This window comes from Lacrimispora sp. (assembly GCF_047605665.1).
Classification (GTDB): Bacteria; Bacillota; Clostridia; order Lachnospirales; family Lachnospiraceae; genus Lacrimispora.
In genome coordinates this window covers 25714-39695 of the sequence record NZ_JASGFH010000018.1, presented here as the reverse complement: position 1 = coordinate 39695, position 13982 = coordinate 25714, and the positions used below count along the sequence as shown (strand labels likewise).

Sequence of the window (13982 nt, the reverse complement as noted above, 5' to 3'; positions counted from 1 at the left end):
GTATCCTTATGAGTTTCAACTTGGCTGAAGGAGCAAAACGGGCCGTAGAAGATTTAAAGGAGCTGGCTGCGCTTACGGCTGATGAAAACGGTGCACAGCGTGTGGCGTGGACACCGGAATGGCAGAAAGCGAGGGACTGGTTTAAAGCGAAAGCGGAAGAAATGGGAGCCATGGTAACCATAGATTCCGCCGGCAATCAATGGGCAAAAATGGAGGGTGAAACAGAAGAAGCGGTGGCAATCGGAAGTCATTTAGACTGTGTTCCCAATGGAGGCGGTCTGGATGGGGCTCTGGGGGTTGCTGCGGGGCTGGAAGTTCTAAGGCAGTACCATAAACACGGTATCAAGCCCAGGAAGACCCTGTATGCTGTTAACTGGGCTGATGAAGAAGGGGCAAGATTTGGTTATAGCTGTCTTGGTTCCTCGGCGGCTAGCGGTTCTTTGAATATCCATGAGCTCATGGGAAGAAGTGATGTAAACGGAGTGAAATTTGAGGAGGCAGTAAGAACGTATGGTGTTGAACCGGCCAATATGCTGGATGCACATGCCCAAATGGACGCCCGTAATCTGAGGAGTTACCTTGAGCTGCATATTGAACAGGGGCCGGTGCTTGAGAATACGGATAAAGACATCTCCTGTGTTTACGGTGCAGCAGGAGTGGAGCGCCACTCGATTGAATTCACCGGACAATCTTCCCACGCCGGTTCATTTCCAACCGGAATGCGCCAGGACGCCTTTTTGGCGGCGGCCCAATCTGCGCTGGCATTTAAAGAAATCGCATTGAAATACAATGCCGTATGCACCGTTGGACAGGTGCGTGTTGAACCTGATGTCGTAACGATTGTACCTGGGAAATGCGTGATTTCTCTCGATCAGAGGACAATTGATCCTGATGATTTAAAGAAGATGCATGAAGAAGCCAGGCAGGTCGTTGAGCAGGCATCAAAAGATCATGGCGTTACTGCAAAATGGGGTAAGATTTGTACGGTGGCTCCCCAGTTATTCGATGAGTGCTTAATTGAATTGTGCAAAGCCGTAGTAGAAGAGCAAATCGGAGAACCGACTGCCATGTATTCCGGCCCTTTGCATGATGCAGTGGAAATGGCATCACAGGTACCGACGGTCATGATGTTTGTTATGTCCGAAGGCGGATTGTCTCACTGCAAACAAGAGCATACACCGGATGATAAGCTGGAAAAAGGCATACAGGCATTTTTATGGCTGGTCGATAAGGTTGTGAATATTGGTGGCATCTGACTCTCATATTTATGATATATTATAAGCATATGAAAATCATGGAGATATTGAAAGGAGAGGGCGATATGTCTGGATTATACAGTGAAAAGCTTGTTTACGGAAATCTGATCAATGGACAGTGGCTGGAATCAGCGTCGGGCAAGGCCATTGTCATAACATCCCCTGTAGACGGTTCTCTTGTAGGTGAGATACAGGCGCTCAGCAAAGAAGAGGTCAATGAGGTCATCCGGTATTCTAAAGAAAGTCTCTCTTTGTGGAACCGCGTTCCAATATATGAAAAGGCCGGGATACTGTACAAAGCAGCGGAGCTTTTGGAGGAAAGGGCGGAAGAAATATCGGATATTCTGATGATGGAGATTGCAAAAGACAAGAAATCTTCCGTATCAGAAGTGAAGAGAACTGCGGATTTTCTCCGGTTTACCGCGGATGCAGGAAAAAGTCTGGAAGGAATAGCCGTGAGCGGAGAGAATTTTCCGGGCGGCTCCCGCAATAAGATATCCTATGTAAAAAGGATTCCTCTCGGCACGGTATTAGCCATATCTCCTTTTAATTACCCCATTAATTTGTCCGCCTCCAAGATAGCTCCTGCGCTGATCGGGGGCAATACGGTCATATTAAAACCGGCGACACAGGGAGCGATCAGCGCCCTTCACCTTGTAAATGCATTGCAGGATGCCGGATTGCCTAAGGGAGTGCTGCAGACCGTTACCGGCAAAGGCAGTGAGATCGGCGACTATATTGTAACCCATGAGGGGATTGACTTTATTAATTTTACAGGCAGTACAGAGGTAGGCAGGCACATATCCCAGATATCCTGCATGACGCCTTTGCTGCTGGAGCTTGGCGGCAAGGATGCGGCTCTCGTGCTGGAAGATGCTGATTTGGAATACGCAGCAAAGAATATTGTAGAAGGTGCGTTCTCTTATTCCGGCCAGCGCTGTACGGCGGTGAAGCGCATTATTACCACTGACGAAGTGGCAGACCGGTTGGTGGATATGCTGAAAGCCGGAATTGAAAAGATCTCTGTGGGAGATCCCAGGGACTCGGTAGTGGTCACTCCTTTGATCGATGAGAAAGCTGCTGATTTTGCTGAATTTTTGATTCAGGATGCCATTGAAAAAGGTGCAGAGCTGGTTGTTGGAAATAAGCGGGAGGGAAATCTGGTTTATCCCACCTTGCTGGATCAGGTGACGGTGGATATGGAAATCGCATGGAAGGAACCGTTTTCCCCGATTCTTCCTGTTATCCGGGTGAAAAATATGGAGGAGGCGGTGGAGATAGCCAACCGCTCTGAATATGGACTGCAGTCTTCCGTATTTACCAAGGATATCAATAAAGCTTTTCACATTGCTGAAAGATTAGAGGTGGGAACCGTGCAGATCAATAACAAGACGGAAAGAGGCCCGGATCATTTTCCGTTTTTAGGTGTAAAGGCCTCCGGCATGGGAACCCAGGGCGTGAAGTACTCCATAGAAGCGATGACAAGACCTAAAGCGATCACCATTAACTTGACGGAGTAAATGAATCATACTTCTGATAAAGCCCTTATGTGATAAAGGAGAGAGCGAGATTATGAGTCAATTTTTCACCCAGGTATATGATGTTGTGGAGCGGATTCCCCGCGGCAAGGTGGTTTCTTATGGACAAATCGCATATATGCTTGGAAGACCCCGCGCTGCAAGGGAGGTTGGACGGGCGATGCGTTTCTGCCCGGAATATTTGCCGTGGCAGAGGGTGGTGATGGCTGACGGCTCTATTGCAGGCGGCGGTTTTCCGGAAATCCGTGAAGCTATGCTGAAAGCCGAGGGAGTAGCCTTTCTCCCCGATGGCCGGGTCGATATGGCGGCCTGTTTGTGGAAAGGGGAAAGAGAATAAGAAGTCAGAATAAAAGAGCCTTCCAACTGCATGATTGCTGTTGGAAGGCTCTTAAAGTTATCTGCCGGCAGTGGTATTGGCTGGCTTTTAAAGCATTTGCTTGGCGGAAGAAACTGTTACTTCCAGTACACGGGTCAAGAAAGAAAACTTTTCCTTCATCATGTCAAACTCTGAGCCTGATTCCAGAAATTGAGCAGTGCCTTCCACTACAAATCCTGTGCCTTGGTAATCTTTATAGCCTAAAACTTCTTTGCTGCCCAGGGCCAGTTTGATTTTATTGTTTTGCTTCAGGTTATTTTCTGTTTTGCGCATGGCATATGCAGGAATCAGAATTCTTTCGTCGCTGGTTATAACCAGGTAGGAATTCCATGTGTTGACCACGTGGGGTTCTCCGGTTCCCCATGAAACGATTGTAACAACACCTTCTTTTTGCAGAACGTCAAGAAATTTCTCTGAAAACATGACTGAATCCTCCTATAATTAATTTTTTAAATGCATATATTATAGATAAGCTTTATCGTAGATAAATATTATCTACGTTTATTATAGATAGACTTTTGCTTAAAGTCAAGTTATAATAACAGTATTACAGATAAATATTATCTATAATACTGTTTCTGCTCTGTTTTTGTTTGTATCAGGGATGGGCAGGCGTCAAAAAAATCATATTGGTTCAGCGTGGAAATAAAACGTCAACAGGAGGTTATATACATTGCAATTTTCTATCGGTATTGAATATGCGTTACATTGTTTGCTGCACTTATGTTCTCTTCCTTCAGAAAAGACTGTTGGGATTAAAGAACTGGCGGCATATCAGGGTGTTTCGGAAACTTATTTGTCAAAGGTATTTACGAAGCTCGGAAAAGCGGGCATCGTTCATTCGGTTCCCGGTGTGAACGGCGGCTATGAATTAGGAAGGTCACCTGAAAATATAAGCTTTTGGGATGTGATTGAAGCAGTGGAAGGAAAAAAATCACTGTTTCAGTGCGCGGAGATCAGACAGAATGAAGTGTTGCTGGATAAAGATAATTTACCGGAGGCCTATACGGGCTGTCCCTGCTTAATAAAAGTGGTTATGACCGAAGCGGAAGAGCAGATGAGCCGGTATTTACGGGGCAAAACCTTAGCCTGGCTCCACGGGCAGGTGAAAAGCAAAATCCCGGAGGATTATATGAACGAAACCGTTCAGTGGTTCAGCGAAAGCAAGGCCCGAAAAAGGTGAGGCTGATAGGAAAAATAAGCGTATCGTTCTAAATGAGCGATGCGCTTGTTTTCACTTTATAGGGTAATTTCTGGTTTTTACATGCTTGTGCTTTTTATTTCCGTGCATTACAATTAAAACCCTTCTTTGCTCTGGGTGTTATTCTTTTTATGCAAAGAATATGCAGTATTGTTTCTCTGCGCTTTTTTTAATGGGAATAAGTTTCCTGCTCTATTGGCCAATAGTTTAAGATTTCATACGTGTTTTTAAAGGCTTTCCAGTGGCAGTAATGTGATTGGAGGGCCTTTTATGCATCAATACCGGATAACAAGTCATTTAAACGAATGATTTTACTGCCTTTACTTTCATAATAGTGCAGCATCTCGTCAATCTTCCTTTTATCATAACTTGTAATGCAATCTGATAATACATTTACGCTGTAATTTGCTTTGCATAAGTTGTAACAGGTTGATTTAACACAAGCGACAGCATCTGCTCCTGTTATGTAGAAATCACATATTTCATTTTTACTGATAAAGTCAGTAAATTCTTCGCTGCTTAATGCGTTTCCTTTGCATTTGGTAAAAACATTTTTTGATACTATTTTCAAGTCTGAAACTAATTCAAACCCATATGTATTGGGTTTAAAAGTCCTCGTACCGGCTGATAAATTTTCATGCCTGATATAAATAACGTGAATATTATGATTGACTGCCCAATCAATAGCTTTATTGATATTGCCAATAACATCCTTGTAATTCTTTGTTATATCATTTTGAATATCGATTATTACTAAGGCTTTTTTCTGCATAGTGTTTCCTCCTGACAGGTAAATTGATTTGTTTGCTTTTCTATTATACCTTTTAATTGTTGACAGTAGTATGGCAACAATCTATAATGACAACAAGAAATTTGGGAAGGCGGCTGGCAGATGAAAGTTGACAGGCTTGTTAGCATTATTATGATACTCCTTGATAAAAAGCGTATAGGCGCACAGGAGTTAGCGGATATGTTTGAAGTTTCACCTCGCACAATCTACCGCGACATAGACACTATCAACATGGCGGGTATTCCTGTCCGGTCCACATCGGGAGTGGGCGGCGGCTTTGAGATCATGCAGCAATACAAAATTGACAGAAAGGTTTTTTCGGCTGCTGACCTTTCCGCTATCTTGATGGGGCTTTCCAGTCTCTCCGGCATGATACGGGGGGATGAACTGGTAAATGCCCTTGCGAAAGTCAAGAGTTTTATCCCTGCCGATAGGGCGAGAGATATTGAATTAAAAGCGAATCAAATATATATAGATTTAAGTCCGTGGATGGGCAACAGGAACATACAGCCATATTTAGAAATTATTAAAACAGCTTTACAGGAAAGCAGGCTGCTGACTTTTGAATATGCGGACCGCTACGGAAACAAAACCGCACGAACAGCCGAGCCGTATCAGCTTGTATTAAAAAGCAGTCATTGGTATTTGCAAGGGTATTGCTATAAAAGAAATGATTTTCGCTTGTTCAAGCTATCCCGCACATCAAACCTGCAAATACAGGAGGAAGTTTTTACGCCGCGGGATTATCAAAAACCGCAGTTGGATTTTACTGATATTCTGGCAGCCATGCAAACAAAAATCAAAATCCGTATTCATAAATCTGTCATGGACAGGGTGCTTGATTATTGCACTTATGAACACTTTTTGCCGGACGGTGATGAGCATTATATCGTCAGTTTTCCTTTTATAGAGAACGAATACCACTACAATATTCTTTTCAGCTTTGGGGATAAATGTGAGTGTTTAGAGCCGTTACATATCCGTACAGAAATGAAGCGCAGAATACACGATATAGCTGCCTTATACGAAAATTAGAACAGGGAGTCTATTCCCATATTCACAATATTTTATTTTACTATATCCGGTGAATCTTCCGCAGTGTGAGAACGCCGCATCAGTTCCCTGCGGTTTAAAATATAATATCCGCTTTCTCTCTTATCCAGCACGCCATCCTCACAAAGCTGCCCCAGCAGCCGGAACATGTGGCGGTAGCTCATGCCGACGGAGCAGGAGACATCTGTCAGGATGTCATTGAAAAGACCGTGGTGTGAATTCTGGAGAATGTAGGTGCAAAGCCGTTGTTCTCCGGTATATAGGGCTGAGGAGGTAAAGCTTTCAGTGCTCTCATGTAATTTTTCTGCCAGTTCAATTCCCAGCCTGTTCAGAAAAAGTATATTGGTTTTTAACTCGGTCAGACAGTTTTGATAATTTATGACAATGCACTCAAAATCAGTAATAGCTATGACGGAAGATACGGCGTTTTCCTGTCTTGTCATCAATTCAACTTCCCCGATCATTCCTGAGGAGATATAATAGCAAATAATAAGGCTTTTTCCGTTAGGAGCAGTTCGGCAGATTTTTGCCCTGCCATCAACTACGAGGAAAAGCCAGAAAATCGGTGTCCCTTCCCGTAAGACCTCTTCACCTGATGAAAAGCGCAGGCAGGAACAGGCCTCCAGCGGTATATTCTGCAAGCCGTATTCTGCAAGTTTGTCCATGTGTTCTTTTTTTAAGGGAAGCTTTTTCAAATTGATCACCTCACTATACATTATAACAGAAAATTACAAAAACACTATGACAAATGTCCTATGTGCTGTGGCAAATATTTTGTTATCATCTGATAGGGAGGTGGAATCGTATGTATCAATTTTTATCTTTTATATCGGGTATTCTGCTGTCTGTTATGATATCCGTTAACGGCAGTTTGTCAGATCAATATGGGGCTTTCACAGCAGCAGTAATTATTCATGTAATAGGCTCGTTGTTTGCCCTGTCATTTTATTTTTTACAGAGAGAAAAGAAGGCACTTTTTGTTCACAGGCCGAAGTGGATTTACCTGGGAGGCGCCATAGGTGTGCTGACCACCATATTTTCAAATTTAGCTTTCGGTCATATCAGCATGACCAGCATTATTGCATTGGGATTACTGGGACAGACGGTTGCTTCCTTGTTTATTGATATTTTTGGCTGGTTTGATATGGAGAGAAGGCCGTTTCAGAAAACATCCCTATTTGGCCTGGCGTTTGCTGTCTTTGGTGTTTTTCTGATGCTGGACAATACAGTTGCCACAGGTTTGACGGCTGTATTTATCTCCTTTGCTTCAGGGATTACTGTGGTTTTGTCCAGAACAGTGAATGCGTATTTGGGTAAAAAGATTGGAGCCTTAAACGGTTCTCTGGTCAACCACCTGGTTGGACTGCCAATCACTGTGGTTATTGCACTTATTGTCACAAAGGGCACATATCTGAATACTGTGTCAGATAACGGTTTTCAAATATGGATTTATTTGGGCGGTGTTCTCGGTGTGGCGGCAGTGATGCTTTTTAATATAATCGTTCCCCAGATTCCCGCTTTTCAACTGACCATGCTCGCTTTTGTAGGGCAGGTGTTTACCGGAGTGCTTTTGGATGTGATGGCAGGCAACTATAATTCAGATACGTCGTTTTTAGGGGGTACTGTCATTGCAGCCGGAATTGCCATCAACATGATTATGGAGAGGGTAAATAATGTCAGGGAGAGAAGGCATCAGGAATATTTAGACAAAGTAAAACGGACGGAAGAGGGATATTGAAAATATCCGGTGGAAGAACATTGCAGATGAGGCAGAAGTACCGGACAATTTACATGTAAAATTCTTTTATTTCAATCGGAACTATGACATAATGGTGTCATAGTTCTTTTGCTATTATCATAGCAGAAGGGAGGACAAATGAAAATAGACCGTCTGATGGGGATTGCCATTTACTTGCTGAATCACGGAAAAACATCTGCTCAAAGGCTTGCAGAGGAATTTGAAGTTTCGGCCAGAACAATTATGAGAGATATGGACACACTGGACCAGGCTGGCATACCAATTCAATCCTCTTACGGGGCAGACGGCGGATACCAGATCGTCGATACATACGTAATGGAAAAGCAATTGGCAAATAATCGCGATTACGCTTTTATCGTAACAGCATTGAAGGGGTTTGCAAGTGCATATACGAATAAAAATCTTGAGAAGACCCTTTATAAGATGAATTCACTGACTGATGGACAAATCCCCCCAATCAGCCTGGACTTCAGTGCTGCTCATGAAAATCGGGAGGTAAATAATCAGATTCAGCTATTAGAAGGGGCCATAACACAAAAGAAAATAGTTCGGTTTCAATATACGAATAATGAGAACGAGGTAAAGCCGATGCAAGTGGAGCCTGCTTCTGTAATATATAAGTGGTTCAATTGGTATCTTGTCGGATATTATGAAAAATATCAGGATTATTGCATGTTTAAACTTGTCCGCATGGAGCATTTGGAGATTACAGAAAAGAGAAACAGGATAGAGCACTGTGCAGAAAATATTTTTATCCGGGAAAGAAGTTCTCAAAAGGTTATTGAGATAAAGCTGAGGGGAAAAGCGAGAGTAAAGTCGAAATGCAAAGAATATTTGAATGGACATATTATAAAAGAATTTGAAAATGGTGATTTTGAGTTCTGCTTTTCAGTTCCAGAGAAGGAAACGTATTGGTATGGCGTTCTTCTTTCCCTTGGAAGCGAGATCAGGGTTATTGGGCCTCAAAGTGTTATTGACCGTATTTTGGCAACTTGTAATGATCTGTTTAAAGAATATGGGGAATCGCAGTAAAGATTTTTTTGAAAAAATTTATATCAGACAACCCGAAAAAATATGAAATTGATCGGAGAAAAATAAAATGATTGATGTTTATGAAAAATGCCCGGTTTTGGAAAATTCTTATTTCCTTTTTAGATTAGTGGAAGAAAATGACGCAAAGGACTTGATCGAAGTTTACAGCGATAAAAATTCATTGCCGTTTTTTAACAGTGATAATTGCAACGGTGACAATTTTTATTATCCGACAGCAGAAAGAATGCTGGAGGCAATAAGGTTCTGGCTTTGGGAGTACGACAACAGGGTTTATGTTCGGTTTGCCATTATTGATAAAACAAGTAATAAGGCGGTAGGAACTGTTGAACTTTTTAACCGCAAAGCAGCCGATTACTTTAATAACTGCGGTCTTATGAGATTAGATGTAAGAAGTGATCTGGAGAAACATACATCACTTTGTGAGATTATGTCAATTGTTTTAGAACCGGCATACCAGTTGTTTGGCTGCTCCATGATTGCAACTAAGGCAGCGATCTATGCTGTGGAGCGGGTCAGGGCATTGGAGGAGATGGGGTTTCAAAAGGTCAAAGAGCGTTTAATAGGGAAATATGATACGTATGGGGATTATTGGATCATTAAAAATAACGATAGCGGCCATTGTGACAGGAGAAATAATGAAAAATAAATAAAAGGTAAAATAAGGAATTGTTAGTTCGTGGAATGGATGATAAAATCAGTACAGGCAGGTTTTGGTTTATGTATTTGTTTGGGTGTGGTAGCTTAACAAAATACCGTAAATTCGAAATCTGCCATATTTATATGGTGAATAAGCAGGTAATAAAAATAATTTACATAAAGAGCAGAGGAGGACACGCATATGAAAGACAGAATTGTCCCAAGAATTGATACGAGATTGCGCAGTCACACCGTCATTGTACCTGATGCCATTAACCGTGCAACGGGGATTATCATTAACGGCAAACGGATCAAATCGATTTTATTTTCCACGGATGTTGCCATCATTGCAAATTGCAATGCGGATGCGGTTATTGCCGTATATCCGTTTACGCCTACAATGCAGATTACAAAGGCAATCGTTGATGTGTCACAAAAACCGGTATTCGCAGGCGTTGGCGGCGGTACAACTGCCGGGGCGAGAGTTCGTGATATTGCCCTTGATGCTGAGCTGCACGGAGCCACGGCTGTCGTATTAAATGCTCCGACGAAAACAGAATTTGTAAAAGACCTGGCCGAATACATTGATATTCCCATCGTATTATCCATTATTTCAATCAATGAAGACTTGGAAGAACGGATGCTGCGTTCTGGCGCAAGCATTGTGAACGTATCCGGAGGAAAAAATACGGTTGAGATCATTAAAGCTCTGCGCAGGATTGACGAAGCATTTCCCATCATTGCAACCGGAGGGCCAAACAGTGAATCGATTGAAGCCGTTATTGAAGCAGGAGCCAATGCCGTGACATATACACCGCCGACAAATGGTGAAATATTCAAAGATATTATGGACGAATACCGCCGGCGATGTGAAAAAGGAGAAAACCCCTGATGTTATAAAAGCGTTACAAATTTTTGTTTCTGGTGGCAAACATTGACATCATGCCTGGCTTAAGATATATTCCTAATATATGGAGATGGGAAGAAATGGCAGGTAAAATTTGCAAATACTACCATCAAAGGCCCGGTAATGCTGAAAATATCCTGTCAAACCGGATACCTGCAAACCGGAGAATAATGCAAAAAGGGGAAAATACTATGTACTTTGCGTTGGGATTGTTTGCAGTAACTTATGCACTGCTCCTTGGCTTTGGCAAATACCGTGCCTATATTGCGGCAGGTTCAGCGGTTTTGTTCGTGCTGCTGGGGATTTTGCCGGTCGGAAAGGTTTTGGGGGCTATTGACTGGAATGTACTTTTAATGATTGCCGGAACTATGGGAACCGTGGCTCTTTTTATTGAATCCAAGATGCCGGCCTTAATGGCAGATGTCATCATGGAAAAGGTGCCTAATGTTCAGTGGGCAGTGGTTGCACTGGCTTTATTTGCCGGAATTATCTCGGCGTTTGTAGACAATGTGGCTACGGTTTTGATGATTGCTCCAGTTGCTCTTGCGCTTTCCAAAAAGCTGAAGATCAGTCCTGTGCCTGTTATCATTTCCATTGCAGTTTCTTCTAATTTGCAGGGAGCCGCCACTTTAGTAGGTGATACAACGGCGATTTTGCTGGGCGGTTATGCAAAATTGAGCTTTTTAGATTTCTTTATTTTAGACGGCAAGCCGGGAATGTTCTGGGTGGTACAGGTTGGTGCCATTGTTTCCGGTATCGTATTGCTGTTTTATTTCCGCAAGCTGAAAGAGCCTGTGGTTTCTGCGGCCCGCACCGAGGTGACGGACTATGTGCCTTCCGTGCTTTTAGGGGGAACGGTATTGCTGCTGATTCTGGCTTCTTTTATTGCCGATAAACCGGCAGTCACAAACGGTATCATCTGTGTTGTATTGGCGCTGATCGGCTTTATCAGAAAAGCGGTTGCCGGAAAGTCCTCTTCTCACCTGCTTCAGTTCTTCCGTGAGATGGATGGCCAGACCTTGCTGCTGCTTGCCAGTTTGTTTGTCATCATTGCAGGTATTACGGAAGCAGGCGTTATTGATGCCATCAGCCAGTTGTTTGTAAAAATTGCAGGAGATAACTTATTCCTGATCTATTCCTTAATTGTATGGGCTTCCGTGCTGTTTTCTGCTTTTATTGATAATATCCCTTATGTCGCAACTATGCTTCCTGTAGTCAGCAGCATTGCCGCGTTAATGGGTGTTGATCCGTACCTTCTTTATTTTGGGCTTCTGACAGGAGCGACCCTGGGAGGAAACTTAACTCCCATCGGTGCCAGCGCCAATATTACGGGTATCGGTATTTTGAGAAAAGAAGGATATACGGTTACGAATATGGATTTCATGAAGATCGGTGTTCCGTTTTCTATCATTGCGGTAGTATCCGGGTATGTTCTTCTCTGGATTATTTGGAGTTAAACTCATTAAATTCTGAAGTTTGACTTTACACTCATATACCGGTCTTTGCTGACCGGAAGGGACTTTCCGCTTTTCAGTTGAATCCTGTAACGGCAGAGGGAGCTGATTTCAAGTGGGTTGACAAGGTAGCTTCTGTGGGTTCGGAGAAATTGGGGAAATTGCAGGCTGAGAAGAGAAATGCCGCCCCGAACCAAAAAATCACCGGAAAAGGTGTAGATACGGCACCATTGATTTGCTGCCTTGATGTATATGACTTCGACGGGGTGAATGCGGTGCCAGTTATCCTGACTGTCGCGGAAGGTCAAAGTTTCTCTGGAATGTTGCACAAAGTTCAGGGATTTAATATAATTGAAGAAATTGCCGCCGGCCTGACAGGCAGAAGTTTCGGGAGAAAAATCAATAGAATTGGAACTGTGGATGTGGAGAAGGGTCAGATGCCCCTCTTCTTCCCTCCATACATAGGTCACACGGACGCGGGCAGGCCAAATCTGCCCGTTTCCCAGCAGAGTCGTGGTGCAGTAACGGCCATAGACCACCCAAAGGCTTCTTTCGTGAACCAGGATATAATATTCCTCATCGGAAAGCAGGACAGACAATTCCTGCAATTCATCCTGTGCGGCAGTCTCAAACGTCTCCAGATTATTAGCCCATTGTAGGTCACCGGAACCGATCCATACAAATTCCTTTGCCATAGGCGCAGTCAGGCCGTCAAAATTCCGGCTGTAAAAGTTATGGATATTCTGGCTGGTAAGGCTGATAACTTCAGATTCAGTATAAGTTTTCGTATTCATAGGCTGGCCAGTCCTTTCCTTCGATAAATTTATTATAAAAGAATCTATACTGAGTTGCAAGAAAATGTTTCCAGTCCACACGTGATCTTTGCCGGTTCAAACATAAGAACTTGACAACATCCCGTTTTCAACATTTGATTGACTTAAAAAAGCCGATACCCCGCATACATACGCAGGTTATCGGCTTTTTCTAAAGCTGAAGATGTTGTATGTGAACCCTGTCATACGCTTCCGGATTATCTGCCAGGTGTAACAGATCACCTCATGAACAGTATTCCATAAACGTACAGCATAAATATTTCCAGTTCACACATGATCTTTGCCGGTTCAAACATAAGAACTTGACTAGTTTCATTGCAGAGAATAAAATATTATATAATATTTATTGCGAAAATTGTCAAAATATGGAACTTGTGTACAGCCGATTCTTTTCAGGGAGGGGGCAGAGGAAATGGGTATATTGTCAGAGTCTAATCAGGCTAAGAATACCGGCACGGCAAGTAACAAAGCGAAGTTTAAAATTGAAGGGGATGCCTCTCCTCTTTATGTTCAGTTTAATCCGGAATCGTACTCAGTCAAAGAGAAGGTTGAGTATCATCAGATTACGGGACAGGGAACTGCAAAGGGCGTGACTCAGTACGTGAGCTCCGTGCAGTCTGTGTCCAGTCTCAGCTTTCATTTTGACACAGATTCTGTTCTTGGTGAAAGTTCTTCCAAATCGAAAGACGCAACCGATGTATCTTCCCTTACCGCCAGATTTTCCAACCTCTTAAAAGTAGACGGAGATTTGCACAGGCCCCCGCTGGTCACGTTTGTGTGGGGTTCTATTAGTATTACCGGTGTGGTGATTCAGGTGGATACCAGCTTTACCATGTTTGACAGGGAAGGTGTGCCGGTGAGAGCTAAGGTGGACTGTAAGCTTCTTTCCGTTGGAAGTGACAGCGCCATAAAGAGCTCTCCCCCTCAATCTCCGGACCGGACAAAGAGCCGGGTCATGTCGGAGGACAGCAATTTATGGGAGCTGGCAAACCGGGAGTACGGAGACATCAATCAGTGGCGGGTGATTGCCAGAGCCAACCGGATCCTGGACCCTATGAATATAGAAACAGGGACAGTGCTGAAGGTACCGGCTCTGACGGATTTGTAAGGTTTTTGAAAGGCCTTT

The 13982-nt window shown here is 43.3% G+C and carries 15 protein-coding genes; 11 read left to right on the top strand and 4 right to left on the bottom strand.

Going from position 1 to position 13982, the window contains the following annotated elements; translation table 11 throughout:
* Positions 1 to 8 precede the first annotated feature (8 nt).
* The 3 genes from QM657_RS14730 (at position 9) to QM657_RS14720 (ending at position 3131) form a co-directional block, all read left to right on the top strand.
* Positions 9 to 1256 carry a Zn-dependent hydrolase gene (locus QM657_RS14730; protein ID WP_415067459.1) on the top strand — a complete coding sequence of 416 codons (1248 nt, stop codon included), beginning with the start codon at positions 9 to 11 and terminating at the stop codon, positions 1254 to 1256.
* A 65-nt stretch (positions 1257 to 1321) separates the two neighbouring features.
* A complete protein-coding gene (locus QM657_RS14725; protein WP_415067458.1) occupies positions 1322 to 2776 on the top strand; it encodes an NADP-dependent glyceraldehyde-3-phosphate dehydrogenase in 1455 nt (484 codons plus the stop codon).
* Between the two features lie 52 nt (positions 2777 to 2828).
* On the top strand, positions 2829 to 3131 hold the full coding sequence (locus QM657_RS14720) for an MGMT family protein (RefSeq protein ID WP_415067457.1): 303 nt from the start codon (positions 2829 to 2831) through the stop codon (positions 3129 to 3131).
* An 87-nt stretch (positions 3132 to 3218) separates the two neighbouring features.
* On the opposite strand, the gene QM657_RS14715 is transcribed toward QM657_RS14720, so the two are convergent.
* Complete coding sequence (locus tag QM657_RS14715; protein ID WP_415067456.1) at positions 3219 to 3593, bottom strand: pyridoxamine 5'-phosphate oxidase family protein; 375 nt, start codon at positions 3591 to 3593, stop codon at positions 3219 to 3221.
* Between the two features lie 250 nt (positions 3594 to 3843).
* Between QM657_RS14715 and QM657_RS14710 the strand changes: the two genes are divergently transcribed.
* A complete protein-coding gene (locus tag QM657_RS14710) occupies positions 3844 to 4353 on the top strand; it encodes an RrF2 family transcriptional regulator (protein ID WP_415067455.1) in 510 nt (169 codons plus the stop codon).
* A gap of 286 nt (positions 4354 to 4639) precedes the next feature.
* On the opposite strand, the gene QM657_RS14705 is transcribed toward QM657_RS14710, so the two are convergent.
* Positions 4640 to 5143 (bottom strand): cysteine hydrolase family protein, encoded by a 504-nt coding sequence (locus QM657_RS14705; protein WP_415067454.1) that lies wholly within the window; start codon positions 5141 to 5143, stop codon positions 4640 to 4642.
* Between the two features lie 120 nt (positions 5144 to 5263).
* Here QM657_RS14705 and QM657_RS14700 point away from each other — a divergent pair, with 120 nt between their 5' ends.
* The gene (locus QM657_RS14700; protein WP_415067453.1) at positions 5264 to 6196 is read left to right on the top strand and encodes a helix-turn-helix transcriptional regulator; all 933 of its coding nucleotides are present in this window, start codon (positions 5264 to 5266) and stop codon (positions 6194 to 6196) included.
* Between the two features lie 32 nt (positions 6197 to 6228).
* Here QM657_RS14700 and QM657_RS14695 read toward each other — a convergent pair whose 3' ends face one another.
* Entirely contained in the window at positions 6229 to 6879 is a 651-nt protein-coding gene (locus QM657_RS14695) for a cyclic nucleotide-binding domain-containing protein (protein WP_415067452.1), read from the bottom strand.
* A 140-nt stretch (positions 6880 to 7019) separates the two neighbouring features.
* Between QM657_RS14695 and QM657_RS14690 the strand changes: the two genes are divergently transcribed.
* The 5 genes from QM657_RS14690 (at position 7020) to QM657_RS14670 (ending at position 12026) form a co-directional block, all read left to right on the top strand.
* The gene (locus tag QM657_RS14690; protein ID WP_415067451.1) at positions 7020 to 7952 is read left to right on the top strand and encodes a DMT family transporter; all 933 of its coding nucleotides are present in this window, start codon (positions 7020 to 7022) and stop codon (positions 7950 to 7952) included.
* Positions 7953 to 8090: 138 nt separating this feature from the next.
* Positions 8091 to 9005: a helix-turn-helix transcriptional regulator gene (locus QM657_RS14685; protein ID WP_415067450.1), complete on the top strand. Its 915-nt coding sequence runs from the start codon at positions 8091 to 8093 to the stop codon at positions 9003 to 9005.
* Between the two features lie 67 nt (positions 9006 to 9072).
* Positions 9073 to 9672, top strand: a complete 600-nt coding sequence (locus tag QM657_RS14680) for a GNAT family N-acetyltransferase (RefSeq protein WP_415067449.1) — start codon at positions 9073 to 9075, stop codon at positions 9670 to 9672.
* A 192-nt stretch (positions 9673 to 9864) separates the two neighbouring features.
* Positions 9865 to 10554, top strand: coding sequence for a hydrolase (locus QM657_RS14675; RefSeq protein WP_415067448.1), 690 nt, complete (start codon positions 9865 to 9867; stop codon positions 10552 to 10554).
* Positions 10555 to 10760: 206 nt separating this feature from the next.
* Positions 10761 to 12026 (top strand): SLC13 family permease, encoded by a 1266-nt coding sequence (locus QM657_RS14670; protein WP_415067447.1) that lies wholly within the window; start codon positions 10761 to 10763, stop codon positions 12024 to 12026.
* Positions 12027 to 12031: 5 nt separating this feature from the next.
* Here the strand turns inward: QM657_RS14670 and QM657_RS14665 are convergent, their stop codons facing one another.
* Positions 12032 to 12817: a LytTR family transcriptional regulator DNA-binding domain-containing protein gene (locus tag QM657_RS14665; RefSeq protein ID WP_415067446.1), complete on the bottom strand. Its 786-nt coding sequence runs from the start codon at positions 12815 to 12817 to the stop codon at positions 12032 to 12034.
* 451 nt (positions 12818 to 13268) lie between these two features.
* On the opposite strand from QM657_RS14665, the gene QM657_RS14660 reads away from it, so the two are divergent.
* Complete coding sequence (locus QM657_RS14660; protein ID WP_415067445.1) at positions 13269 to 13964, top strand: CIS tube protein; 696 nt, start codon at positions 13269 to 13271, stop codon at positions 13962 to 13964.
* The last annotated feature ends 18 nt before the right edge of the window (positions 13965 to 13982 follow it).